This is a genomic window from Thiococcus pfennigii (assembly GCF_016583835.1).
Lineage (GTDB): Bacteria > Pseudomonadota > Gammaproteobacteria > Chromatiales > Chromatiaceae > Thiococcus > Thiococcus pfennigii.
In genome coordinates this window covers 1-23,442 of sequence record NZ_NRRW01000058.1, presented here as the reverse complement: position 1 = coordinate 23,442, position 23,442 = coordinate 1, and the positions used below count along the sequence as shown (strand labels likewise).

The 23,442-nt window shown below is 67.7% G+C and carries 21 protein-coding genes; 13 read left to right on the top strand and 8 right to left on the bottom strand.

Features of this window, described 5'->3' with window-relative positions; genetic code table 11:
- Positions 1-334 precede the first annotated feature (334 nt).
- From CKO41_RS15220 to CKO41_RS15210, 3 genes are all read left to right on the top strand, one after another.
- Positions 335-577 (top strand): type II toxin-antitoxin system Phd/YefM family antitoxin, encoded by a 243-nt coding sequence (locus tag CKO41_RS15220; protein ID WP_200254940.1) that lies wholly within the window; start codon positions 335-337, stop codon positions 575-577.
- Positions 574-837: a Txe/YoeB family addiction module toxin gene (locus tag CKO41_RS15215; protein ID WP_200382947.1), complete on the top strand. Its 264-nt coding sequence runs from the start codon at positions 574-576 to the stop codon at positions 835-837. The genes CKO41_RS15220 and CKO41_RS15215 overlap by 4 nt, the downstream gene beginning before the upstream one ends.
- Positions 838-1,181: 344 nt before the next feature.
- A complete protein-coding gene (locus CKO41_RS15210; RefSeq protein WP_200382946.1) occupies positions 1,182-2,858 on the top strand; it encodes a glutamine--tRNA ligase/YqeY domain fusion protein in 1,677 nt (558 codons plus the stop codon).
- A gap of 149 nt (positions 2,859-3,007) precedes the next feature.
- Here the strand turns inward: CKO41_RS15210 and rho are convergent, their stop codons facing one another.
- Together rho and trxA are read right to left on the bottom strand one after the other, a co-directional pair.
- Positions 3,008-4,264 carry a transcription termination factor Rho gene (gene rho, locus CKO41_RS15205; RefSeq protein WP_200253786.1) on the bottom strand — a complete coding sequence of 419 codons (1,257 nt, stop codon included), beginning with the start codon at positions 4,262-4,264 and terminating at the stop codon, positions 3,008-3,010.
- Positions 4,265-4,450: 186 nt separating this feature from the next.
- On the bottom strand, positions 4,451-4,777 hold the full coding sequence (gene trxA, locus CKO41_RS15200) for a thioredoxin TrxA (RefSeq protein ID WP_200253788.1): 327 nt from the start codon (positions 4,775-4,777) through the stop codon (positions 4,451-4,453).
- 209 nt (positions 4,778-4,986) lie between these two features.
- Here trxA and rhlB point away from each other — a divergent pair, with 209 nt between their 5' ends.
- Positions 4,987-6,456, top strand: a complete 1,470-nt coding sequence (gene rhlB, locus CKO41_RS15195) for an ATP-dependent RNA helicase RhlB (protein WP_200382945.1) — start codon at positions 4,987-4,989, stop codon at positions 6,454-6,456.
- Between the two features lie 21 nt (positions 6,457-6,477).
- Here the strand turns inward: rhlB and yrfG are convergent, their stop codons facing one another.
- Positions 6,478-7,164, bottom strand: a complete 687-nt coding sequence (yrfG, locus tag CKO41_RS15190; protein WP_200252999.1) for a GMP/IMP nucleotidase — start codon at positions 7,162-7,164, stop codon at positions 6,478-6,480.
- Positions 7,165-7,467: 303 nt separating this feature from the next.
- Here yrfG and nudE point away from each other — a divergent pair, with 303 nt between their 5' ends.
- The 4 genes from nudE (at position 7,468) to CKO41_RS15170 (ending at position 12,035) form a co-directional block, all read left to right on the top strand.
- Entirely contained in the window at positions 7,468-8,064 is a 597-nt protein-coding gene (gene nudE, locus CKO41_RS15185) for an ADP compounds hydrolase NudE (RefSeq protein WP_200252997.1), read from the top strand.
- Positions 8,065-8,128: 64 nt separating this feature from the next.
- Complete coding sequence (locus CKO41_RS15180) at positions 8,129-9,877, top strand: chloride channel protein (protein ID WP_200252995.1); 1,749 nt, start codon at positions 8,129-8,131, stop codon at positions 9,875-9,877.
- Positions 9,878-9,930: 53 nt separating this feature from the next.
- Positions 9,931-10,881, top strand: coding sequence for an AEC family transporter (locus CKO41_RS15175; protein ID WP_200252993.1), 951 nt, complete (start codon positions 9,931-9,933; stop codon positions 10,879-10,881).
- 56 nt (positions 10,882-10,937) lie between these two features.
- Complete coding sequence (locus CKO41_RS15170; protein WP_200382944.1) at positions 10,938-12,035, top strand: alkene reductase; 1,098 nt, start codon at positions 10,938-10,940, stop codon at positions 12,033-12,035.
- 30 nt (positions 12,036-12,065) lie between these two features.
- On the opposite strand, the gene CKO41_RS15165 is transcribed toward CKO41_RS15170, so the two are convergent.
- A complete protein-coding gene (locus CKO41_RS15165) occupies positions 12,066-12,965 on the bottom strand; it encodes an EamA family transporter (RefSeq protein ID WP_242464362.1) in 900 nt (299 codons plus the stop codon).
- A 405-nt stretch (positions 12,966-13,370) separates the two neighbouring features.
- Here CKO41_RS15165 and CKO41_RS15160 point away from each other — a divergent pair, with 405 nt between their 5' ends.
- Together CKO41_RS15160 and infA are read left to right on the top strand one after the other, a co-directional pair.
- Complete coding sequence (locus CKO41_RS15160) at positions 13,371-13,862, top strand: hydrogenase maturation protease (RefSeq protein WP_200252989.1); 492 nt, start codon at positions 13,371-13,373, stop codon at positions 13,860-13,862.
- A gap of 189 nt (positions 13,863-14,051) precedes the next feature.
- Positions 14,052-14,270 carry a translation initiation factor IF-1 gene (infA, locus tag CKO41_RS15155; protein WP_200252987.1) on the top strand — a complete coding sequence of 73 codons (219 nt, stop codon included), beginning with the start codon at positions 14,052-14,054 and terminating at the stop codon, positions 14,268-14,270.
- A gap of 80 nt (positions 14,271-14,350) precedes the next feature.
- Here infA and clpA read toward each other — a convergent pair whose 3' ends face one another.
- Both clpA and clpS read right to left on the bottom strand, forming a co-directional pair.
- The gene (gene clpA / locus CKO41_RS15150; protein WP_200382943.1) at positions 14,351-16,603 is read right to left on the bottom strand and encodes an ATP-dependent Clp protease ATP-binding subunit ClpA; all 2,253 of its coding nucleotides are present in this window, start codon (positions 16,601-16,603) and stop codon (positions 14,351-14,353) included.
- A gap of 40 nt (positions 16,604-16,643) precedes the next feature.
- Entirely contained in the window at positions 16,644-16,967 is a 324-nt protein-coding gene (gene clpS / locus CKO41_RS15145) for an ATP-dependent Clp protease adapter ClpS (RefSeq protein WP_200252983.1), read from the bottom strand.
- An 863-nt stretch (positions 16,968-17,830) separates the two neighbouring features.
- Here clpS and cspD point away from each other — a divergent pair.
- The gene (cspD, locus tag CKO41_RS15140; protein ID WP_200252981.1) at positions 17,831-18,037 is read left to right on the top strand and encodes a cold shock domain-containing protein CspD; all 207 of its coding nucleotides are present in this window, start codon (positions 17,831-17,833) and stop codon (positions 18,035-18,037) included.
- A gap of 106 nt (positions 18,038-18,143) precedes the next feature.
- Here the strand turns inward: cspD and icd are convergent, their stop codons facing one another.
- Positions 18,144-19,400: an NADP-dependent isocitrate dehydrogenase gene (icd, locus tag CKO41_RS15135; protein WP_200252979.1), complete on the bottom strand. Its 1,257-nt coding sequence runs from the start codon at positions 19,398-19,400 to the stop codon at positions 18,144-18,146.
- A gap of 110 nt (positions 19,401-19,510) precedes the next feature.
- On the opposite strand from icd, the gene mnmA reads away from it, so the two are divergent.
- Positions 19,511-20,638, top strand: coding sequence for a tRNA 2-thiouridine(34) synthase MnmA (gene mnmA / locus CKO41_RS15130; RefSeq protein ID WP_200382942.1), 1,128 nt, complete (start codon positions 19,511-19,513; stop codon positions 20,636-20,638).
- A gap of 112 nt (positions 20,639-20,750) precedes the next feature.
- Complete coding sequence (gene hflD, locus CKO41_RS15125; RefSeq protein ID WP_200255360.1) at positions 20,751-21,386, top strand: high frequency lysogenization protein HflD; 636 nt, start codon at positions 20,751-20,753, stop codon at positions 21,384-21,386.
- A 68-nt stretch (positions 21,387-21,454) separates the two neighbouring features.
- On the opposite strand, the gene CKO41_RS15120 is transcribed toward hflD, so the two are convergent.
- Positions 21,455-23,155 carry a metallophosphoesterase family protein gene (locus CKO41_RS15120; protein WP_200255359.1) on the bottom strand — a complete coding sequence of 567 codons (1,701 nt, stop codon included), beginning with the start codon at positions 23,153-23,155 and terminating at the stop codon, positions 21,455-21,457.
- Positions 23,156-23,442 lie beyond the last annotated feature (287 nt).

Genomic DNA, 23,442 nt, shown 5'->3' with positions numbered 1-23,442 from the left:
TCCGGCCTCCGAGGTCCACCTGCTGACCCCGCGGCTGTGGAAGCCGCAGTTCGCCGACAACCCGCTGCGCTCGGACCTCAGCCGATCGGCGCCGGCGACGCAATAACGCCGCTCAGTTGCCGGTTACACATTACGAACGGGTTTCACCGATCGGTTTCTCGATCGACCATCCGCCAACGGGCCGGACGGACAAACGAAGGAAACGTTGGCGCTGCACAACCTACTTCCTGGCTCGGTCGCAGAACATGCTGGGCTCCTGCCCAAGATCGCCGCCAGAGGTTGACGACTTCGCAAGAAAGGCGTACGTTTTGACGTACGCTATAGGAGGTCAGAGATGGCAGCAATCAGCGCAACAGAGGCGAGGCGGCGACTTTATCAACTGCTCGACGATGTCGCTCAATCGCACGAACCGATAGAAATTACCGGCAAGCGAAATTCGGCCGTCTTGATCGCGGAAGAGGATTGGCGAGCGATCCAAGAAACCCTTTATCTCAATTCCGTTCCCGGGATGACGGATTCCATCGTCGAGGGCTTGAATACCTCGATCGAGCATTGCGACGAGGATCTCGATTGGTGAGCTGGAAGCTCGTCTATACGAAGCAAGCCCAGAAGGACGCAAGAAGGGTCGCTTCAGCGGGGCTCAAACAACAAGCTGAACGGCTACTCGCAACGCTGGAAGGGAATCCTTATGCCACACCACCGCCTTACCAAAAATTGGTTGGTAATCTCAGCGGTGCGTACTCGCGTCGAATCAACATCCAGCATCGACTCGTCTACCAGGTCTTACCCGACATCCGGGTGATCAAGATCATCCGCATGTGGACGCATTACGAATAGGTTTCACCGATCGGTTTCTCGATCGACCATCGGCCAACGGCCATACCGAGCCTGCGCGTCGTGCCCGGGGCGGCCTGGTCAGCGTCGTTCAGGCTCGACCCGGCACCGGCGAGGCCCGGTGTTTCGGACGATCTCCGGGAGACCACACCCCGTAGAAAGATGTGGTGAGCGAGGGCGAACCGTCTCATTTCGGATCGCTGCGGTTCGGGCCTCACCTGCCCTACCCCGCGCTCTCGCCCCCTAGGCCGAACGCCGGCCCGCCGCCATCGCCCGCCGCTGTATCCGAAAGGCCGCCCGCCCGTTAGAATTTCGGGTTTCGATCGCGCCACCCAGCAGACCCAGCCATGCCCGAGCCAGTCGTCACCACCAGGACCAACTTCATCCGCCAGATCATCGACGAGGATCTGGCCGCGGGCCGCCATGCCCGCATCGCGACCCGCTTCCCACCCGAGCCGAATGGCTATCTGCACATCGGCCACGCCAAGTCGATCGTGCTCAATTTCGGGCTCGCGCAGGACTACCCGGGCACCTGCAACCTGCGCTTCGACGACACCAATCCGCACAAGGAGAACCGCGAGTTCGTCGAGGCGATCAAGGCCGACGTGCGCTGGCTCGGCTATGACTGGGGCGAGCGAGTCTATTTCGCGTCCGACTATTTCGAGCAGCTCTATGGCTTCGCCGTCGAGCTGATCGAGAAGGGCCTAGCCTACGTCTGCGACCTGAGCGCCGAGGAGATCCGCGAGTACCGCGGGACGTTGACGGTCCCCGGCCGCGACAGCCCCTGCCGCGACCGCCCCGTCGCCGAGAACCTGGCGCTGTTCCGGCGGATGCGGGCCGGCGAGTTTCCGGACGGCACCCGCACGCTGCGGGCGCGCATCGACATGGCCTCGCCGAACATCAACCTGCGCGACCCGGTCCTCTACCGCATCCGCCACGGCGTGATCCACCACCAGACCGGCAGCGAGTGGTGCCTGTACCCGACCTACGACTACACGCACCCGATCTCGGATGCGCTGGAGGGGATCACGCATTCGTTGTGCACGCTCGAGTTCGAGGATCACCGCCCGCTCTACGACTGGTGCATCGACCATGTGTCCGTCCCGTGCAAGCCGCGCCAGATCGAGTTCAGCCGTCTGAACCTCGAATACACGGTCATGAGCAAGCGGCGCCTGACGCAGCTCGTCGACGAGGGCCATGTCCAGGGCTGGGACGATCCGCGCCTGCCGACGATCGCCGGCCTGCGCCGGCGCGGCTATACGCCGACGGCCATCCGCACCTTCTGCGACCGGATCGGCGTGACCAAGTCCGACAACCTGGTCGAGATGGCGATGCTCGAGAGCGCGATCCGCGACGACCTGGATGCCAGCGCGCCGCGCCGCATGGCCGTGCTGCGCCCGCTCAAGGTCATCATCGAGACGCTGCCGGCGGACCACAGCGAGTCCCTGGAGGCGGCCAACCACCCGAAGGACGCCACCCAGGGCATCCGCCAGATCCCGTTCACGCGCGAGATCTACATCGATCGCGAGGACTTCGCCGAGGATCCGCCGAAGGGCTTCAAGCGCCTCGTCCCCGGCGGTGAGGTGCGGCTGCGCTATGGCTACGTGATCCGCTGCGAGGCGGTCGTCAAGGACGAGACCGGCGCCGTCGTCGCGTTGCGGGCGAGCCACGACCCGGCGACGCTGGGCGCCAATCCGGAGGGGCGCAAGGTCAAGGGGGTGATCCACTGGGTGCCGGCGGCCGAGGCGCCCGCCGCCGAGGTACGGCTCTACGACCGGCTGTTCCAGGTATCGGAGCCAGGCAGCGACGGGCGCGACTTCCGCGAGGACATCCATCCAGCGTCGCTGGTCGTCATCGACGGCGCCCGCGTCGAGCCGGCCTTGGCCGGCGCACAGCCGGGCGAGCGCTTCCAGTTCGAGCGCGAGGGCTACTTCGTCGTCGATCCGGATTCGAGCGCCGAGCGACTCTGCTTCAACCGCACGGTTGGCCTGCGCGACAGCTGGGGCAAGGCGCAAGGCCGGTAGCCGATCGGGTTGCGGGTGACGGCGGGATGCGTTGTGCTTTCCCGCCCTACGGGTTGCGGGTGATGGGGGGACGCGCTGTGCTTTCCCGCCCTACGCGTTGCGGGTGATGGCGGGATGCGCTGTGCTTTCCCGCCCTACGGGATGGCGACCTAACCGCGCATCGAGTCGAAGAACTCGCCGTTGGTCTTGGTCGCCTTGAGCTTGTCGTGGAGGAATTCCATCGCGGCGAGTTCGTCCATCGGGTGCAGGATCCGACGCAGGATCCACATCTTCTGCAGCTCATCGGGGTTCATCAACAGCTCCTCGCGGCGTGTGCCGGAGCGGTTGATGTTGATCGCCGGGAAGATGCGCTTCTCGGCGATGCGCCGGTCGAGGTGCAGTTCCATGTTGCCGGTGCCCTTGAACTCCTCGTAGATGACGTCGTCCATCCGCGAGCCGGTGTCGACGAGCGCCGTGGCGAGGATCGTCAGCGAGCCGCCCTCCTCGACGTTGCGCGCCGCGCCGAAGAAGCGCTTCGGCCGCTGCAGGGCGTTGGCGTCGACGCCGCCGGTCAGGACCTTGCCCGAGGAGGGCACGACCGTGTTGTAGGCGCGGGCGAGACGGGTGATGGAGTCGAGCAGGATGACCACGTCGCGCTTGTGCTCGACGAGCCGCTTGGCCTTCTCGATGACCATCTCGGCGACCTGGACGTGGCGCGTCGCCGGCTCGTCGAAGGTCGAGGAGATGACCTCGCCGCGCACCGAGCGGGCCATCTCGGTGACCTCCTCCGGGCGCTCGTCGATGAGCAGGACGATCAGGTAGCAGTCTGGATAGTTGTGCCCGATCGATTGGGCGATGTTCTGGAGGATCATCGTCTTGCCGGCCTTCGGCGGCGAGACGATCAGGCCGCGCTGACCCATGCCGATGGGTGCGACCAGGTCGATGGTGCGCGCCGTGATGTCCTCGGTGCTGCCGTTGCCGAGTTCGAGCTTGAGGCGTTTCTGCGGGAAGAGCGGCGTGAAGTTCTCGAAGAGGATCTTGGTCTTGGCATTCTCGGGCCGGTCGTAGTTGATGTCCCCGACCTTGAGCAGCGCGAAGTAGCGCTCGCCGTCCTTCGGCGGGCGGATCTTGCCCGAGATGGTGTCGCCGGTGCGCAGCGCGAAGCGCCGGATCTGGCTCGGCGAGACGTAGATGTCGTCCGGCCCGGCCAGGTAGGAGGCGTCCCCCGAGCGCAGAAAGCCGAAGCCGTCCTGCAGGATCTCCAATACGCCGTCGCCGTAGATGTCCTCGCCGCGTCGGGCCTGGGCCTTGAGGATGGCGAAGATCAGGTCCTGCTTGCGCGAGCGACCGACGCCTTCGATCTCCATCGACTGGGCCAACTCCACCAGGTCTGGCACGGGGGTCTTTTTCAGTTCTGTTAGGTTCATCTCGGCTGCATTCGAGGGTAGCGGTGAGGGTTGTTGAACGACGCCCCGCCAGGACAGTGCGTCGGGCGCAGGAGCGGGACGGAGGGTAAAGGTCTTCGCGCAACGGACGGGGCGCCGCAGCGGCCGCCCCGGTGATCGACGATGCGGCTGGCAGGGGTCGTCGAGAGGTTGCGACCCCGCGTGGTATCAGAGATTGCTGTCGATGAAGGCGGTGAGCTGCGACTTGGAGACGGCCCCGACCTTGGTGGCCTCGACCTCCCCGTCCTTGAAGAGCATCAGGGTCGGGATGCCCCGGATGCCGTAGCGCGGCGGGGTGTTGGGGTTCTCGTCGATATTGAGCTTGGCGACCCGGATCCGGCCGGCGTACTCGGTGGCGATCTCGTCGAGGACGGGGGCGATCATCTTGCAGGGTCCGCACCAGTCCGCCCAGTAGTCCACCAAAACCGGTTCGGATGATTGCAATACGTCTCGCTCGAAGGAATCATCCGTCACATGGACGATGCTGTCGCTCACTACACTGGTCTCCCATTGGATTTTTTGGCCTAGGTACGGCGAAGGGTCTTGATGGTCGCGGGACCGACGCTCGCCGCGAGGGCGTGTTCAGGCTGGATTGGCGTTGGGATGGGCCCTTGGGTAAGATGCTATTTGAGCGAAAGAGCAGAGATTTTGCAAGCCTGGCGAGCCTGCCGGGCCGACCCTCCCCTTAGGAATGATCCTCATCGATGACGGACACACATCTGACCGAAACACGCTTCGACAGCTTCGATCTCGACCCCCGAATCCTCAAGGCCCTCGACGAGGTGGGTTTCACCCACTGCACGCCGATCCAGGCCGAGACCCTGCCGATCGGCCTTGCCGGCCGCGACGTCGCCGGCCAGGCCCAGACCGGCACCGGCAAGACCGCGGCCTTCCTCATCGTGACCCTCCAGCGCCTGCTGACCAGCCCGAGCCCGCCGGCCGGCCAAGGCAGCCACCCGCGCGTGCTGATCCTGGCCCCGACCCGGGAACTGGCGGTGCAGATCCACCGCGACACGCTGGCGCTCACCAAGTACACGGACTTCCGCGTCGGGCTGGTCTACGGTGGCACCGGCTACCAGCAACAGCGCGATGATCTCGCCCGCGGCGTCGACATCCTGATCGGCACCCCCGGGCGGCTGATCGACTACCTCAAGCAGCGGGTCTTCAGCCTGGGCCAGATCGAGGTCGCGATCCTCGACGAGGCGGACCGGATGTTCGACCTCGGCTTCATCAAGGACATCCGCTTCCTGCTGCGGCGCATGCCGCCCCCGGAGCAGCGCCTGGGGCTGCTCTTCTCGGCGACCCTCTCCTACCGGGTCACCGAGCTCGCCTACGAGCACATGAACAACCCCGAGCTGATCAAGGTCGAGCCGGATCGGGTCACCGCCGAACGGGTCACCCAGAGTGGCTACATGGTGGCGAACGACGAGAAGATCCCGCTGCTGATCGGGCTGCTGCGTCGCCTCGCGGGGGCACGGGTCATCGTCTTCGCCAACACCAAGCGCGAGACCGAGCGCATCTGGGGCTATCTCGAGGGCAACGGCTTCAAGGCGGCGATCCTCTCGGGCGATGTCCCGCAGAAGAAGCGCCTGAGCCTGCTGCGTCACTTCACGGCCGGCGACCTGCCGATCCTCGTCGCGACCGACGTGGCCGCACGCGGCCTGCACATCCCGGATGTGACGCACGTCCTCAACTACGATCTCCCCGAAGACGCCGAGGACTACGTCCACCGCATCGGCCGCACCGCGCGCGCCGGCGCGGACGGCGCAGCCATCAGCTTCGTCTGCGAGACCTACGCCTTCTCGCTGCCGGATATCGAGGCCTTCATCGGCGCCAAGGTGCCGGTGACGCACCTCGACCCCGAGTTGCTCGCCGAGATCGATCCGCGGAGCCGGGTGCGCACGCCGCGCCGCGAGCGCCTGACCCGCGAGGATCGCCCCCGCGGTCGCCCCGCCGAGCGCGGCCAGCGCCCCCCACCACGCGGGCGACGCGACGCCGACCTGGACGGGCCACGCGAGGCGCCGGCTGCGACGGCCCCCGCCGCGGCAGAGGCCCAGACCGAGCGCCCGGACGCGTCCCCGACCGCGCCGAAGAAACGGCGCCGGCGCCGGCGTCGACCGGCCGGTCGCACCGACGGTGCCGCCGCCACGACGCCACCGGCCGAGCCGTCGTAGGTCCCGAGAGGCGGCTCATCGTCAGCGGCCGCCCTCGCCGCGCAAACCCGGCAGCAGGTCGGCGAAGTGACGGATCGCCGGGAAGTCGCTGGCCGCCCGCGCCGGGCGGCGCGAATCGGGCGCCAGCACCGCCAACAGCCACTGGAAGCCGTAGGCGCGGGCCGTGCGCAACACCTGCTCGTTGTCGTCGACGAACAGGGTCCGGGCGCGGTCGAAGGGTTCGATGGCCTGGACCCGCTCCCAGAAGGCCGGCGACTCCTTCGGCTCGGCCAGGTCGTGCGCGCAGATGACGCCATCGAGTTGGCCGGCGAGGGCCGTGCGCTGCATCTTCAGCGCGATCGACTTCTGGTGGGCGTTCGTCACCAGCACCCGACGCTTGCCGCACGCGGCCAGGGCCGAGAGGAAATCGAGCACGTGGGGATGGACCCCGATCAGGTGCTCCACCTCCTGCTTGAGCAGCGCGATGTCGAGGCCGAGATCCCGGCTCCAATGGTCGACACAGTACCAGTCGAGGGTCCCTTCCCGGTCGCGGTACTTGCCGTACAGCAGTGCCTTGGACGCGGCCAGATCGAGGCCCCGCGCCTCGCCATAGCGCAGCGGGACATGTTCGAGCCAGAAGTGATTGTCGAAGTGCAGATCGAGCAGGGTGCCGTCCATGTCGAGGAAGACAGTGTCGATCGACGACCAATCGATCTCGGGTGGTGCCACGGGGATAATCCTCTTGATCGGGGAAGCCGAGCGCGGCGGAGCCGCCGGCCTAGTCTAACGCGACCGCGGCCCCCGCCGACGTCGCCTGCGCCGTCGGGTTACGCCCCGAGGGGCTAACCCGACCTACGGCCCTCGCGACATCGGCACGGCCCGTAGGGCGGGAAAGCCCAGCGCATCCCGCCGTTCGCCCTGACGACGATCGAGGCACACGGCCGATGCCCGACCGATCGATCCAACGTTCGGTCCTGACGCCTCGACACCGCGTCGGCGCTTCAGGACGAGCCGTCCCCAGGAGTCTCCAAGATGCCCGCAAGACCCAAGGTCCTCGCCCGTCGCCTCGCCGCCCAGAGCCGGCTGTTCCGGATCGAACAGCTGGATCTGGAATTCGCCAACGGCGCCCGACGTACCTACGAACGCCTCCTCGGTGGCCCGGACTCGGTGATGATCGTCGCGCTGCGCGACCCCCGCACCGTCCTCCTGATCCGCGAGTACGCGGCCGGCACCGAGCGCTACGAGCTCGGCCTGCCCAAGGGCGTCGTCGAGCCGGGCGAAGACCCCTTGACCGCCGCCGATCGCGAACTGCAGGAGGAGGTCGGCTACGGCGCGCGCGAACTCCAGATCATCCAACGCGTGTCGCTGGTCCCCGGCTATATCCAGCACCACACGCTGGTCGTCCTCGCCCGCGACCTCTATCCGCGCCGCGCCGTCGGCGATGAGCCCGAGCCGATCGAGGTCGTGCCCTGGCGGCTCGACGCCCTCGATGAACTCCTCGTGCAGCCGGACTTCGGCGAGGCCCGCACGATCGCCGGCCTCTTCCTGGCCCGCCGCTTCCTCGACCGCGAAGCCACCCTGGCCTCGACCGAAGCCGGGGATCCTTGGCCGTCTCCGCGATCGACCTGACGGCACGGCTCCCGCAGCCGGCGCGGCGGTTGTCAACTGGGGACGGTCGTTGCCAGAATGCCGCATGTCACAACCCCGCCTGCTCGCACACTGGCTCCGTTCGCGGCTGGAGTCGCTGCGCATCCACCTCGCGCGCCCCGACGCCCTCTTCTGGCACGTCCTGCTCGGGCTCGTGACCGGACTCGTCGCCGGGACCGTCATCGTCGCCTTCCGCCTGGTCGTCGAGGGTACTCAGGCCGCGATGCTGCCAGGCAACGGCGAGAACTACGAGGCGCTGCCGGTCTGGGTGCGGCTGTCGTTGCCGTTTCTCGGCGCCCTGCTCATCGCCGCGATCTTCTGGCGCTTCGCCAAGGGGACCTACGTCCTCGGCGTCGCTCGGGTCATGGAGCGCATGGAGTACCACCAGGGACACTTCGAACCGCGCGAGTTCGTCATGCAGTTCCTCGGCGCGGCGCTCGCAATCGCCAGCGGCCACTCGGTCGGGCGCGAGGGGCCGCACGTCCACCTGGGGGCGGCGAGCGGCAGCCTGCTGGGTCAGCTCCTGCGCCTGCCGAACAACAGCATCCGCACCATCGTCGTCTGCGGCACCGCGGCCGGCATCGCCGCCTCGTTCAACACGCCGCTCGCCGGCGTCATCTTCGCGCTCGAGGTGTTCGCCCTGGAGTACAGCATCGCGGCGTTCATGCCGGTCATGCTGGCAGCGGTGAGCGCCGATGCGGTATCGCTGGCCATCTTCGGCAGCGCCCCGGCCTTCCAGGTCCCCACCATCCTGCTTTCCTCGCTCGACGACCTGCTGCCGGTCGCCGTCCTCGGCCTCTTCGCCGGTGTCGTGTCGGTGGTCTATATCCAGTCGCTGCAGACGATCGCTCGGCTCGGCCGGCGGCTCGCGTTCGTCCCACGCCTCGCCATCGCCGGGGCGACGGCTGGCCTCCTCGGTGCGCTGGCCCCGGCCGTCATGGGCCTCGGCTACGACACCCAGGCGACGCTGCTGACGCAGCACGCGCCCTGGTCCTTCCTCGTGACCCTGCTGGTCGTCAAGCTCCTCGCGACCTCGACCAGCATCGGCCTCGGGATCCCGGGCGGCACCATCGGCCCGGCGCTCTTCATGGGCGCGATCCTCGGCAATCTGGTTGGCGGCCTGGCCGCCGACCTCGGCATCATCGAGGTCGGCGACGTCAGCTTCTACGCCCTGCTGGGGATGGGGGCCATGATGGGGGCGAGCCTCCAGGCGCCGCTCGCGGCGCTCACGGCGGTCCTGGAACTCAGCCACAGTCCGGGCGTCATCATGCCGGGCATGCTGGCGATCATCCTCGCCGCCCTGACCGCCCGGGAGGTGTTCGGCAAGGACTCGATGTTCGTCACCATGCTGCGGGCGAACGGGCTCGATTACCGCACCAACCCGGTCGTCGAGATGTTGCGCCGCAGCGGTGTCGGCGGCGTCATGAACCGAGACTTCGTGCGCCACGGCCCGCATCTGCGCCGGGCCGAGGCCAAAGACCTCATCGGTGGCGACGGGCCGCGCTGGGTCATCGTCGAGCGCGACGGCCGCCCGACCTATCTGATGCCGGGCATCGCGGTCGCGACCTATCTCGCGCAGAACCCCGACGAGGACGCGATCGACCTGCTCGCGATCCCGGCCGAGCGTCTGGAACTCGCCCCGGTGCACCTGGAGGCGACGCTCAAGGAGGCCCTCGATATCCTCCAGTCGCAAGGCGCCGAGGCCCTCTACGTCCGGCGCCCGATCGCCCCCGGCATCAATCGCATCTACGGCGTCCTGACGCGTGCCCGGATCGAATCCGCCTATCGGTACTGACACGCCATGGCCAGCCTGACGGCGCCCGATGGTACGCCGACCGCCGCCCCGCGATGAACGAATTCCTCGCTACCCTACAATTCGCGCTATCGGTCACCGGACCCATCATCCTGGTCCTGGTCATGGGCGTCGTCCTGGCCCGCGCGGGGCTGCTGACCACCGCCTTCATCGACGGGGGCACACGGCTGGTCTTCAACGTCACGCTGCCGTGCCTGCTGTTCCTCACGATCAGCCAGACGCACTTCGAGCAGACCGCCAACCTGACCCTCATCGGTGTCGGAGTGCTCGGCACGCTGGCCCTCTTCGCCCTCGCCGAGGCGATCGCCGCCCGGCTCGTCGCCCCGCCGGTGGACCGTGGGGTCGTCGTCCAGGGGATCTACCGCGGCAATATGGGGATCATCGGGCTCGCCTACTGCGTGAACGCCTACGGCGATCGGGCGCTGGCCGCCGCCGCGCTCTATCTGGGTCTGCTGTCGATCCTCTACAATGTGCTGGCGGTCATCACGCTGAGCCGCTCGCTCGGGCACCGGGGACCGCGGCTCGCGCTCGTGAAGGGCATCCTGATGAATCCGCTCATCATCGGCATCGTCACGGCCCTGCCCTTCGCCTACCTCGAGGTGCCGCTGCCCGAGCTGCTGCTCGACACCGGCGAGTACTTCGCGCAGATGACCCTGCCGCTCGCGCTCCTGTGCACCGGCGGCTCCCTGAGCCTCGCGACGCTGCGCCTGGACTCGCGCAACGCCCTGATCGCCACGGTCGGCAAGGTCCTCCTCGCCCCGGCGGCCCTCACCGCGTTCGCGCTGCTCGCCGGACTGCGCGGCATGGAACTCGGCATCCTGTTCCTGATGTCGGCGGCCCCGACCGCCGCCTCCAGCTACGTGATGTCGCGCGCGATGGGCGGCAACGCGCCGCTATCGGCCAACATCGTCGTCCTGACGACGATCGGCTCGGTCCTCTTCACGAGCCTCGGGATCACGCTGCTCCAATTGGCCGACCTGATGTGACCGGCGAGACGGCGACTCGCGAGCAACTCCGTACGCAACCGAACAAGGATCACCCGATGAGCGAAGACACCAGCGATCTCTTCCAGCCCTACCGCCTCGGCGACCTGGCGCTCGCCAATCGCATCGTCATGGCGCCGCTGACCCGCAGCCGCGCCGGCGCGGGCGATGTGCCGACGCCGCTGATGACGACCTATTATGTCCAGCGCGCCACGGCCGGTCTGATCATCACCGAGGCGTCGCAGATCTCGCCGCAGGGCAAGGGCTACATCCAAACCCCGGGGATCTACAGCACCGCCCAGATCGCCGGCTGGCGCGCGATCACCGAGGCCGTGCACGCGCACGGCGGCAAGATCGTCATCCAGCTCTGGCACGTCGGGCGCATCTCGCACCCGGACTTGCAGGAGGGCGGCGCGCTGCCGGTGGCACCCTCCGCCGTCAGGGCCACCGGCCAGGTCTTCACCGGTCGCGGGATGGTCGACATGGTGACGCCGCGGGCGCTGGCCATCGACGAGATCCCCGGCCTCGTCGCCGACTATCGCCGGGCCGCTGAGAACGCGAAGGAGGCCGGGTTCGACGGCGTCGAGATCCACGCGGCCAACGGCTACCTGCTCGATCAGTTCCTGCGCGATAAGACCAACCGGCGCACCGACGCCTACGGCGGCGCGATCGAGAACCGCGCCCGGCTGCTGCTCGAGGTCACCGACGCCGTGCTCGAGGTCTGGGACAAAGGGCGCGTCGGCGTGCGCCTCTCGCCCCTCTCGCCGGTCAACGACATCGACGACAGCGACCCCGAACCGCTCTTCACGCATGTGGTCGGCGAACTCGCGACCCGCGGCATCGGCTTCCTGCATGTCGTCGAGGGCGTGACCGGTGGCCCGCGCGAGACCGGCCATCGTTTCCAGCTCGCGACGCTGCGGCGTCTCTTCCCAGGGACCTACATCGCCAACAACGGCTATACGCGGGCGTTGGCACTGGCCGCCCGCGCCGAGGACAGCGCCGACTTGATCGCCTTCGGCCGGCCCTTCATCGCCAACCCGGACCTCGTCGAGCGCCTGCGTCGCGATGCGCCCCTCAATACCCCGGACGAGGCGACCTTCTACGGCGGCGACGCGCACGGCTACACCGACTATCCGTTCCTCGCCAGCGCCGCCTGAGCAGGCCGCCCGCCGCGTCGGCGAGCGTCGTCAGCTCAGCGTCAGCGAGAGGACGCCGAGCAGCATGACGGCGCTCGCGGCCAGCTTCGGCAGCGGGCGCGGCTCGGCGAAGAGGCGCCACCCGAGCAGCACCGCGAAGAGCCCGGCCATGCGCTTGACGGCCATCGCGTAGGAGGCCAGGGTGAGACTCAGCGCGATCTGGTCGGCGATCCGCATGAGCGCGAACAGCAGACCGAGGAGCAGCAGCGCCCAGGCCGTGCGGCGGATCTCGGCGAGCCTGATCCCGCGATAGAAGGCCCGGTCCCGGACCAGGAAGATCGCGACGAGCACGAAGGGGTTCACGACGGCGACGATGACGGCGAACGACAGCGGATCGCTCAGCTGGATCCCGATCCGTCCGAGGGTGCTCGCGGCGGCGAAGCAGGCCGCGGCGATCAGCGCGTAGCGGCCACCGTCGGCGGAGAGCAGTTCGCTGAAGGGTCGACGCCCCGGCACGCCGGTCACGCTCAGCATGTAGCTGCCGGCCACGAGGAGCGCGATCCCGACGAGGCCCATCGCCCCCGGCAGGCTGCCGATCAGCAGCCACTCGATCAGGATCACGAAACCGGGTGTGAGCGTCATCACGGGGCCGACGACCGACACCTCGCTGCGGTGGAGCGCGTAGTTGAGCGCCCAACCGCCGAGCCCGGAGACCAACCCGCCGCAGAGGACGGCGGCCAGATAGGTGCCGTTGGTCAGCGGAAAGTCGTGGTGCCAGAAGACCAGCGGGAGGGTCACCACGAGGCTCGCCAGGTTGACGTAGAGGGTCAGGACCTCGGCCGAGAAGGTCAGGCCCAGCCACTTGGTCACCGCCAGACGCGAGGCGTGGAAGAAGGCCGAGAGCAGCGCGAAGACGACCCAGAGGTGGGCGTAGGACGAGAGATCCATCATTCGGCGTCGAGCGGCATCGGGGGGCGTGGCAGACGAGGGCTCATGAGGTCAGGCCGATCTCGGGGGTCAGCGCCAGGATGCCCTGCGTCACCCGACAATCGAACCTCGACGACGGACGCATTCTATCGCGGTCGCGGACCCATCATCCTAGAAACGGCAGTTGACCGCTTCGCCATCGATTCAAGTCTTGGAAAGACTATCGAATCTTTGTGCGACGCAGGTTCACCAGCTAGGTGAAGGGCGCTACGACCCTCGAGGCACACCCCGCGGGACGCACCTCAGAGGCCGTCCAACTGACGCTTCTAGGATCATCCGGTCAGGTGCGTTCTGATCGCGCAGTCCCCCTGAGCGGGCGGCGGGGATGCCATTGCGCCGCTTGGCACCTTGGGACAAAGGAGATCGATCATGGCAGCAACGACCCTCGTCCTCGGCATCGGCAACGTCCTCCTCGGCGACGAGGGGGTCGGTGCCGCCGTCGTGCGCCGGCTGCGCGAGGGCGCCGCCCCCGCCGACGAGACCCTCTGGTGCCTTGACGGCGGCACGCTCAGCTTCACGCTGGCCGAGCCGATCGGTGCGGCGGCGCGCCTGATCGTCGTCGACGCCGCGGCGATGGACACGGCGCCCGGCACCGTGCGCGTCTTCGAGGACGCGGCGATGGATCGCCAGTTGCGCCGCCGGAGCGCGAGCGTCCACGAGGTCAGCCTCGCCGACCTGCTCGACATGGCCCGCCTGACCGACAGCCTGCCCGCTCGTCGGGCGCTGATCGGCATCGAGCCGGCCCACATCGACTGGGACGACGCACTCAGCCCGCCGGTCGCGGCGGCCGTCCCGGTCGCCATCGCCGAGGTCCGCGCCCTCATCGCCCGCTGGCAGAAAAGGGGTCAGAGCCCTTTTTGAGCGTCGAGAAACCGGGCATCAGTCCCGAGCAGGTCGTGCCCGAGTTCGTAGATCGACCGCTCGCCGACGGCCTGTGATCTCGGCTTGGCCAACCTCAGCCGCCGCCCGATGCGATGCTCCGGTCGTATCGTGCCGGCGTCCGACCGTGATGGTATAATTCCACGGTTTTATTACAGGACCAGATCGACAATGTCCAAAGAAGATGTCATTCAGATGGAAGGCACGGTCTTGGAGACCCTGCCCAATACGGTGTTTCGCGTCGAGCTCGAGAACGGCCACGTCGTCACCGCCCACATCTCCGGGAAGATGCGTAAGCACTACATCCGCATCCTGACCGGCGACAAGGTCACCGTGGAGCTGACGCCCTACGACCTGACCAAGGGCCGCATCGTCTACCGCGCCCGCTGAGTCGGCGCGCGGTCGGCGCGCGGGCAGGGCTTGCCCGCGGTGCAGCGGCGGGCCGCCCCTGAGCCAGAGCCCGGAGCGACCTAGCGTGGCCCCTTCAGGTCGAACGCGAGTTCGCCGTCGGCGACATGGACACGGACCGAACCGCCGTGGGCCAGGACACCGAACAAGAGTTCGTTGGCCAGCGGCTTCTTGATGTGGTTCTGGATCACCCGGGCCATCGGCCGTGCGCCCATCTGCCGGTCGTAGCCGCGCTCGGCGAGCCAGGCGCGCGCATCGGCATCCACGCTCAACGCGACCTGCTTGTCCGCCAACTGCTGCTCCAGGGCGAAGATGAACTTGTCGACGACGTTGGCGATGATCTCCGGTGAGAGTGTGCGGAACTGGACGATCGCATCGAGCCGGTTGCGGAACTCCGGCGTGAAGTAGCGCCGCAGGGCCTCGATGCCATCTGTCGAGTGGTCCTGTTCGGCAAAGCCGATCGAGCGGCGGCTCGTCTCCTCGGCCCCGGCATTCGTCGTCATCACCACCACGACGTTGCGGAAGTCCGCCTTGCGGCCGTTGTTGTCGGTCAGGGTCCCGTGGTCCATGACCTGCAACAGCAGGTTGAAGACATCCGGGTGGGCCTTCTCGATCTCGTCGAGCAGCAGGACCGCGTGCGGATGCTTGGTGATCGCCTCGGTCAGGAGCCCGCCCTGATCGAAGCCGACGTACCCGGGCGGTGCGCCGATCAGGCGCGAGACCGTGTGCCGCTCCATGTACTCGGACATGTCGAAGCGGATCAGCTCCATGCTCAGGATGCGCGCCAGCTGACGGGTCACCTCCGTCTTGCCGACGCCGGTCGGGCCGGTGAACAGCAGCGAGCCGATTGGCTTCTCCTCGTTGCCGAGTCCCGAGCGACTCATGCGGATCGCCGCCGTCAGCGCGTCGATCGCCTCGTCCTGGCCGAAGACCACCATCTTGAGGTCCCGATCGAGGTTCTTCAGCGCCTCGGTGTCCGACATCGAGACCTTGCGCGGCGGGATGCGGGCGATCTTGGCGACGATCGCCTCGACATCGCCGACGTCGATGCGCTTCTTGCGCTTGTTCGCCGGGCGCAGCTGGACGTTCGCGCCGGCCTCGTCGATGACGTCGATCGCCTTGTCGGGCAGGTGGCGATCGTTGATGTACTTGGCCGACAGCTCCGCCGCCGCGCGCAGGGCCGCCTGCGTGTAGGTCACCTGATGGTGGCCCTCGAAGCGCCCGCGCAGGCCCTTGAGGATCTCGACCGTTTCCTCGACGGACGGCTCCAGGATGTCGATCTTCTGGAACCGCCGGGCGAGCGCCCGATCCTTCTCGAAGATCCCGCGGTATTCCTGGTAGGTCGTGGAACCGATACAGCGCAGCTCCCCGGAGGCCAGCACCGGCTTGATCAGGTTCGAGGCGTCCATGACGCCGCCCGAGGCCGCCCCGGCACCGATGATGGTGTGGATCTCGTCGATGAAGAGGACCGCGTTCGGCTGGCGGCGCAGTTGGGCCAGCACCGCCTTCAAGCGCTTCTCGAAGTCGCCGCGGTACTTGGTCCCGGCCACCAGACCGCCGAGATCGAGTGACCAGACGACCGCATCGGCGAGGACCTCGGGCACGTCCTTGTCGACGATCTTCTTCGCCAACCCCTCGGCGATGGCCGTCTTGCCGACGCCGGCCTCGCCGACCAGCAGCGGGTTGTTCTTGCGTCGCCGACAGAGGATCTGGAGGGTACGCTCGAGCTCCAGACCACGGCCGATCAGCGGATCGATCCGCCCCTGACGCGCCAGCTCGTTGAGGTTCGTCGCGAAGCTGTCGAGCGGACTCGACGACTCCTTCTCATCGCCGCGCGACTCCTCGCCCTCGCCCTGCATCTCCTCGTCCGGGTTCTCCCCCGGTACCTTCGAGATCCCGTGCGAGATGAAGTTGACGACATCCAGGCGCGTGATGTTCTGCTGATTGAGCAGGTAGACGGCCTGGGAGTCCTGCTCGCTGAAGAGGGCGACGAGGACGTTGGCGCCGGTGACCTCCTTCTTGCCGGCCGACTGGACATGGAAGACCGCCCGCTGCAGGACCCGCTGGAAGCCGAGCGTCGGCTGCGTCTCGCGCTTGTCGCCGGCCGGGATCAACGGGGTCGTCTCGTCGATGAACTGGAGGATCTCCTTGCGCAGACGTTCGGCGTCCGCCCCGCAGGCCCGCAGCACCTTGGCCGCTGTCGGATTATCCAGCAGCGACAACAGCATATGCTCCACCGTCATATACTCGTGATGCCTCTCGCGGGCCTGTTTGTAGGCCTGATTGAGCGTGAATTCGAGCTCTTTACTTAGCATTGCCTGAGACCGTGCTGGATTGACCGGAGTTGAACGAAAATTAGGCCTCTTCCATCGTGCACATCAATGGGTGCTGGTGACTGCGAGAAAAGTCGTTGACCTGCATCACCTTGGTTTCGGCGATCTCGCGCGTGTAGACCCCGCAGACCCCGACCCCGCGGGTATGGACATGGAGCATGATCTGGGTCGCCTTCTCCCTGTTCATCGCGAAAAATGTCTGCAAGACCTGCACCACGAAATCCATCGGCGTGTAGTCGTCGTTCAGTAGCAGGACCTTGAACATGGGCGGACGCCGCAGCTTCGGCTTCGCCTCCTCGACCGCGACGCCCCGATCGCGTTCGTCGTTATGCTGATGGTCACTCATGGTTGACTGATCACATGAACCCAGTTCGTTATCCGATGCGGCCCCGGGGGCCGAGTCGGCGACGCGACCTGGTCGCCGCCGGCGCCCCGAGGTCGGCGACGATTTCTTCGTTGCAATGTGTTGGCGACCCGCGCCAACTTCCACTCCGCTCGCTCATCCTCGGCATCCTAACGGGGACCTGGATCGATCGAGCCACCTCCGGAAACCCCCGCCTTTGCCCATCGAGGGCCGTGCGGGCGTCCAACCAGACGGGCCTTGCCGATGTCGCCGGGGCCGTAGTCGGGTGAGCCCCGCGGGGCGCAACCCGACGCCCGGCGACGCGGCGCCAGCAAGGCCGCTGTCGGGTTACGGCGCGCGAGCCTCTTCGTTCGCAGCGACCGCCGTGCCAGCGCGCCTCACCCGACCTCGGGGCTGCCGCCGAAGCGGTCGTCCGGTCACCGAGACACGGGCAGTTCCATCTGCCGGGGTGCCGCCACGTCTGCGTGCCCGTCGGCCCGTCGGTCCGGCCCACCTCCAGCCCTGAGAGGCGGGGTTTGACCAATAAAATCAGATTACTATACTTTGCCAGTGCGACGCAGTCAGGCGGCGTCGCATCCCGCATGCCGGGCAAGGGCGCGCGCCAGGTCTCGTGCCGAGACCTGGGTCGAAGGGGACTTGACGATTTCCAGTGCCCCACGAGCGCGGCCCCGTGGACAGGGATGTCCCGCCGGTTCCCGTCGCAGCCGCGACGGGCGCGGCGCGGAGGCCGACAGGCGCCTTCTCGCCGTACCTCGATGGACCGCCCGAAGGGGGCGATCGTTCAAGCAGACTCGGAATAACAACAGCAGCTGCCAGAACGCGGCAATTTCGGAGGAGTACGTCTAATGATCACTGGTATTGTCAAGTGGTTCAACAATGCCAAGGGCTATGGCTTCGTCAAGCCCGATGGACGGGAGGAGGATGTGTTCGTCCATTTCTCGGCAATCGATATGGACGGCTACAAGACCCTGCGCGAGGGGCAGAAGGTCGCATTCGAGGTGACCCAGGGACCCAAGGGGCTGCACGCGGCCCGGGTCTCTCGGGTCGTCTGACCCTCGGCGATACCCGCGCCCCTCGAACGAAGGGGCGCGGGCCGCGGTGACGGCGCCGCCGCCCGTCGCCCGCAAGCGGGCCCCTACGCGGGGCGGCCCGACCGCACTACATGTTGGCGATGACCGCCTCGCCGAAGCCCGAGCAGCTGACCTTGGTCGCCCCGTCCATCAGCCGCTCCAGGTCGTAGGTGACCGTCTTGCCGGCGATCGCGCCCTCGACGCCGCGGATGATCCGATCGGCCGCCTCGGTCCAGCCCAGGTGCCGCAGCAGCATCTCGGCGGAGAGGAGCAGCGAACTCGGGTTGACCTGGTCCTTGCCGGCGTATTTGGGGGCCGTGCCGTGCGTCGCCTCGAACATGGCGACCGAATCCGACAGATTGGCCCCGGGCGCCATGCCGATGCCCCCGACCTGGGCGGCCAGCGCGTCGGAGATGTAGTCGCCGTTGAGGTTCAGCGTCGCGATCACGTCGTAGTCCTTCGGCCGCAGCAGGATCTGCTGCAGGAAGGCGTCCGCGATGACGTCCTTGATGACGATCTGGCGCCCGGTCTTGGGGTTCGTGAACTGGCACCAGGGGCCGCCGTCGAGCTCGGTCGCGCCGAACTCCTCCTTCGCCAGATCGTAGCCCCATTGCTTGAAGGCGCCCTCGGTGAACTTCATGATGTTGCCCTTGTGGACCAGGGTCACCGACGCGCGGTCATTGTCGATCGCATACTGGATGGCCTTGCGCACCAGGCGCTTGGTGCCGTCGATCGAGACCGGCTTGATGCCGATGCCGGAGGTCTCGGGGAAGCGGATCTTGGTCACTCCCATCTCGTCCTGGAGGAAGCGGATCAGGCGCTTGACCTCGGGGGTGCCCTGTTGCCACTCGACGCCAGCGTAGATGTCCTCCGAGTTCTCGCGGAAGATCACCATGTCGGTATGCTCGGGCTCCTTGAGCGGGCTCGGCGTCCCCTTGAAGTAGCGCACCGGGCGCAGGCAGACGTAGAGGTCGAGTTGCTGCCGAAGCGTCACGTTGAGCGAGCGGATGCCGCCACCGACCGGGGTCGTCAGCGGCCCCTTGATCGAGACGACGAAGTCGCGAACCGCCGCGAGCGTCTCGTCCGGCAGCCAGACATCCTCGCCGTAGATCCGGGTCGACTTCTCCCCGGCGTAGATCTCCATCCAGCGGATCTGCCGCGCGCCGCCGTAGGCCTTCTCGACCGCCGCGTCGACGACCCGCCGCATCACCGGCGTGATGTCGACGCCGATGCCGTCCCCTTCGATGTAGGGGATGATGGGTCGCGCCGGCACCGCGAGCGAAAAGTCGTCGTTGACGCGGATCTTCTCGCCGTCGGCAGGGATCTCGATCTTGTCGTAGGCCATGTTCGTTCAGTACCCCGTGGTCGTCAAAGCCATTATCCTATCACCCCGACCAAGCCACGCGCAGGCGCACCGCGCGCCGCCCGACCCGACCACCAGCCGAACGCCACCCCATGTCCCCTGCCTCTAGCCCCGCGCGTGCCTCGCCCGCCGCCCCCGGCGAGACGATCGTCGTCGGCCTCTCCGGCGGGGTCGACTCGGCCGTCGCCGCCCTACTACTCCGTGAGCAGGGCTTCGACGTACAGGGCCTCTTCATGAAGAACTGGGAGGAGGACGACACCGCCGGCTACTGCGCGGCCGCCGCCGACCTGGCCGATGCGCACGCGGTCGCCGAGCACCTGGGGATCGCGCTGCATACGGTGAACTTCGCCACCGAGTACTGGGACCGGGTCTTCGCCCAGTTCCTCGCCGAATACCGCGCCGGGCGGACGCCGAACCCGGACGTCCTCTGCAACCGGGAGATCAAGTTCCAGGCCTTCCTCGACCATGCCCTGCGGCTCGGCGCCGCCGGGATCGCGACCGGCCACTATGCCCGCCTGACCCAGGATGCCGACGGCGCCCGACTGCGCCTGTGCGCGGACCCCGACAAGGACCAGACCTACTTCCTGCACCTGTTGAACCAGGACCAGTTGCGCCACAGCCGTTTTCCGCTGGCCGACCTGACCAAGGCCGAGGTCCGGCGGATCGCCCGACGCGCCGGCCTCGCCAACGCCGCGAAGAAGGACAGCACCGGCATCTGCTTCATCGGCGAGCGACGCTTCCGCGATTTCCTGGCCCGCTACCTGCCGCCCACCCCCGGCCCGATCGAGACCCCCGACGGGCGCGTCGTCGGCGAGCACCAGGGTATCGCCTATTACACGATCGGCCAACGCCAGGGCCTCGGCATCGGCGGCCTGGCCGGTGGCGGCGAGGCGCCCTGGTTCGTCGCCGGCAAGGACCTGGCGCGCAATGCCCTGATCGTCGTCCAGGGCGGCGACCACCCGCTGCTGATGAGCCGCGAGGTCGCAGGCAGCCAGTTGCACTGGATCGCCGGGCACCCGCCCGGGCCGCCGCCCTACCGCTGCCGGGCGCGGCTGCGCCATCGCCAGCCGCTGCAGGATTGTCTGCTCCTGAGTTACGATGATTCGGCGTGCCGGGTGACCTTCGACCGCCCGCAACGCGCGGTGACCCCAGGGCAGGCGATCGTGCTCTACCGCCACGACGAGTGCCTCGGCGGAGCCGTCATCGCACAGGCATCTTGAGGGGACCTTGAAAAATTGCCATCCGGGCAATTCTTCAAGACGGGCATCCTTGCCCGCGCGGGCGCCTTGAATCTTTCAAGGTACCCTTGACAGGCTTTCAGGAGAGGAACGGATGGCTTACAGCGATCGCGATCGGCTCATCGCCCTAGCCGGCATCTACCAGGCGGTCCACTGCGTGATGCGCATCGCCCGCCACGGCTCGGTGGACACGGCCGCCGTCGAGCCCTGTCTGTTCAGCCTCTTCCAGGTCGATGCCGACAACGTCGCCAGCGTCTTCGGACCGCCCGGGGCGGTCTCGGTCGGCGCCCGCAAGGTCATCGAGCAGATGACGAACACCACCGAGCGCGACATGGAGCCGACCCGCTACGTCATCACGCTGATGAAGCTCGAACAGCGCCTCGCCGCCCGTCCCGACCTGCTCGCCGCGATCCGCGCCGGGATCGACGAGGCGACCGTCATGCTCGAGCACCACGCCCTCCTCGACCCGGCCATCTTCGCCCACATGGCCGATATCTACGCCAAGACGATCAGCTCGCTGCCGCCGCGGATCATGGTGCGCGGCGAGCCGCTGCACCTGAACAACCCGGACAACCAGAACCGCATCCGCGCCCTGCTGCTCGCCGGCATCCGCGGCGCGATGCTCTGGCGCCAGACCGGTGGCAGCCGCTGGCAGATCATCTTCGGCCGCCGCCGGCTCTTCGACGAGGCGCAGGGCTATCTCCGGCAGCCGGCCGTTCACGATCGCTGAACCTCGCCGCGCGGCGGGCGGCCTCCCGGCACGTGGAGGTCGCCCCGGGCAGGTCGCGCGGTGGACGCTCAGGCGAGGATCGGCCCCTGCGCATTCCAGGCGGCGGCGAACTCGCCCTCGCGGTTCAGGACGGCCCAGACCGTGCGATGCTCGAGGTCGACCCCGAAGGTACCGAGGCGTGCGCTCGATCGCCAGGGACCGAGGACGAAGCGCGCGGAGCCCCCGGCATTGAGGGCGACGGCCTCGACCCAGCGCCCGGCGGCCGCCTTGGCCCGCAGACAGAAGCGGCCGCTGCGCAGAGCCGCCCGCGGGACCAGGGCCTCGTCATAGGAGAGCGACAGCACGTAGGGATCTGTCGTCGTCGGCCCCGCGTCCTCGGGTCGGCGACCGCCGAGATCCTCGTCGACGAGGGCCAGGTTGTCGTTCAGGCCCCAGAGTTTCAGGACATGGCTCGCGGCCTGGCCGCACGTCTCGCGCCAACCGGTCTTGACGGTCTTCACCAAGGCCCGGCCGCTGTAATCGGCCTCCCCGCGCAGGGCCCGGTTGGTACCGGACAGGATGCGTGCCCTGGTGCCGCGGAAACCGTCCTCGACGACCCTGTAGGAACCACCGTTGGGGATCTCGAAGGCGCGGCCGTTGAGGCTGTGGCCGAACCGCTCGCGCAGATGGAAGGGCCCGACGCGCGGACCCTCGGTCAGCTTCACGGCGCCGTAATCCTGGCCGTGGCTCGCGGAGTAGAACTCGACGGTGAGGCAGGGACCGTCGACGGTCACGATGTAGTAGCCGATCGTGTAGAGTTCCTGGGCGATCGGTGCCTCGCGTCGGGCCCGGTGGTCCGGATGGCTGTCCCCGCGCTTCGGCGTATAGAACTTGTGGCTGTTAGATGCACAGATGACCTGTTCGGCCACAGCCGTGCGATCGGGGCTCGCGACGCGCGAGCGGAAATGCATGTGGTCGTGCCCGCCAAAGCAGAAGGCGACCCGGTTGGACTGCAGGCTCCCGATGAAGCGGTTGCGGGCAAGGGGGTTCTCCTGCGGGGTCGCGCCGAACAGGCAGTCGACGTGATTCTGGCCGATCAGATTCTTGTGGGCCATGACCAACGCATGGCCGTCCGAGGGGCGATCGGCGAGCACGCGGTCGACCCAATCGACCTGATCGACGGCGTTGTCGTCGGTGCTGCCGCTCCCGTCCTTGCGGGTGAACTGGTCGATGAGGACGATGCGCAGGTTCTCGAAGTCCAACGCGTAGCTCAGGCCCCGCAGGGCGTCATTGTCGCTCGCGACGATGCGACTGACGCCGAAGAGGTTGCCGCCCTCCCCGAGGGTCTGCGGGAAGAGCGCGGGGATCTCGCCGGCCGCGGTCTGCGAGGACTCGTGGTTGCCGCGCACCGGGAAGAAGCCGATGCCCGCATCATAGAGCGGCCGGGCGGCCGCGGCGCGGTAAGCCAGTGTGCGCTCGGTCTGTCCGGTATCGATGTGCGTCCAGTCCTCCTTGTTGACCAGGTCGCCGACCTGGATGACGAACCTGACGTCCGCGGCGATGAACTGGCGGTTCAGCGCCTCGATGATCTCGACCGCGCAGGTGCCCGGGTTGCGCCAATCGTCGCTGGTCTTCCACTGGGTATCGGCCATGATGCCGAACCGCCAAGGCTCGCCGTCCTCGCGCCCCTGCGCTGCGGCCTCGCCGATCAGCCAGGCCAGCTGCTCGCCGCCCAGGGCCAGGCCTGCGAGGCCCAGCGTCCCGGCCTTCAGTAATGCGCGTCTCTTCATCTGTACCCCCGCGGTGACTCGTCTGCCAGCGCCGCCGGCCGAACCGGAGCGGCGCGGTCGTGAACGCCCGGTCGCGACGCACAGGTTAGAGAGGCCGGATGACGTTGCCGCTACCGTACCGTGGACGGGGGATGAATCGATCGGAGGCGTTGCGCCATGTCAGGAGGGGCGCGGACGACGCGCGGACAGGCGTCGGCGCCGCGAATCGAAGGCCGTCGGCGATGACCGAACAGGCCGCCGGCGGCGCTTCGTCAGGACAGGGAAGGGGCGTGGGCGGCGGGGCACCG

What these genes read in the sequence shown, in the direction of transcription:
- CKO41_RS15220 (WP_200254940.1), top strand. Translation starts at nt 335, where the DNA reads ATGGCAGCAATCAGCGCAACAGAGGCGAGGCGGCGACTTTATCAACTG.
- CKO41_RS15210 (WP_200382946.1), top strand. Translation starts at nt 1,182, where the DNA reads ATGCCCGAGCCAGTCGTCACCACCAGGACCAACTTCATCCGCCAGATC.
- rho (WP_200253786.1), bottom strand. Translation starts at nt 4,264, where the DNA reads ATGAACCTAACAGAACTGAAAAAGACCCCCGTGCCAGACCTGGTGGAG.
- rhlB (WP_200382945.1), top strand. Translation starts at nt 4,987, where the DNA reads ATGACGGACACACATCTGACCGAAACACGCTTCGACAGCTTCGATCTC.
- nudE (WP_200252997.1), top strand. Translation starts at nt 7,468, where the DNA reads ATGCCCGCAAGACCCAAGGTCCTCGCCCGTCGCCTCGCCGCCCAGAGC.
- CKO41_RS15180 (WP_200252995.1), top strand. Translation starts at nt 8,129, where the DNA reads ATGTCACAACCCCGCCTGCTCGCACACTGGCTCCGTTCGCGGCTGGAG.
- CKO41_RS15175 (WP_200252993.1), top strand. Translation starts at nt 9,931, where the DNA reads ATGAACGAATTCCTCGCTACCCTACAATTCGCGCTATCGGTCACCGGA.
- CKO41_RS15170 (WP_200382944.1), top strand. Translation starts at nt 10,938, where the DNA reads ATGAGCGAAGACACCAGCGATCTCTTCCAGCCCTACCGCCTCGGCGAC.
- CKO41_RS15165 (WP_242464362.1), bottom strand. Translation starts at nt 12,965, where the DNA reads ATGATGGATCTCTCGTCCTACGCCCACCTCTGGGTCGTCTTCGCGCTG.
- CKO41_RS15160 (WP_200252989.1), top strand. Translation starts at nt 13,371, where the DNA reads ATGGCAGCAACGACCCTCGTCCTCGGCATCGGCAACGTCCTCCTCGGC.
- infA (WP_200252987.1), top strand. Translation starts at nt 14,052, where the DNA reads ATGTCCAAAGAAGATGTCATTCAGATGGAAGGCACGGTCTTGGAGACC.
- clpA (WP_200382943.1), bottom strand. Translation starts at nt 16,603, where the DNA reads ATGCTAAGTAAAGAGCTCGAATTCACGCTCAATCAGGCCTACAAACAG.
- clpS (WP_200252983.1), bottom strand. Translation starts at nt 16,967, where the DNA reads ATGAGTGACCATCAGCATAACGACGAACGCGATCGGGGCGTCGCGGTC.
- cspD (WP_200252981.1), top strand. Translation starts at nt 17,831, where the DNA reads ATGATCACTGGTATTGTCAAGTGGTTCAACAATGCCAAGGGCTATGGC.
- icd (WP_200252979.1), bottom strand. Translation starts at nt 19,400, where the DNA reads ATGGCCTACGACAAGATCGAGATCCCTGCCGACGGCGAGAAGATCCGC.
- mnmA (WP_200382942.1), top strand. Translation starts at nt 19,511, where the DNA reads ATGTCCCCTGCCTCTAGCCCCGCGCGTGCCTCGCCCGCCGCCCCCGGC.
- hflD (WP_200255360.1), top strand. Translation starts at nt 20,751, where the DNA reads ATGGCTTACAGCGATCGCGATCGGCTCATCGCCCTAGCCGGCATCTAC.
- CKO41_RS15120 (WP_200255359.1), bottom strand. Translation starts at nt 23,155, where the DNA reads ATGAAGAGACGCGCATTACTGAAGGCCGGGACGCTGGGCCTCGCAGGC.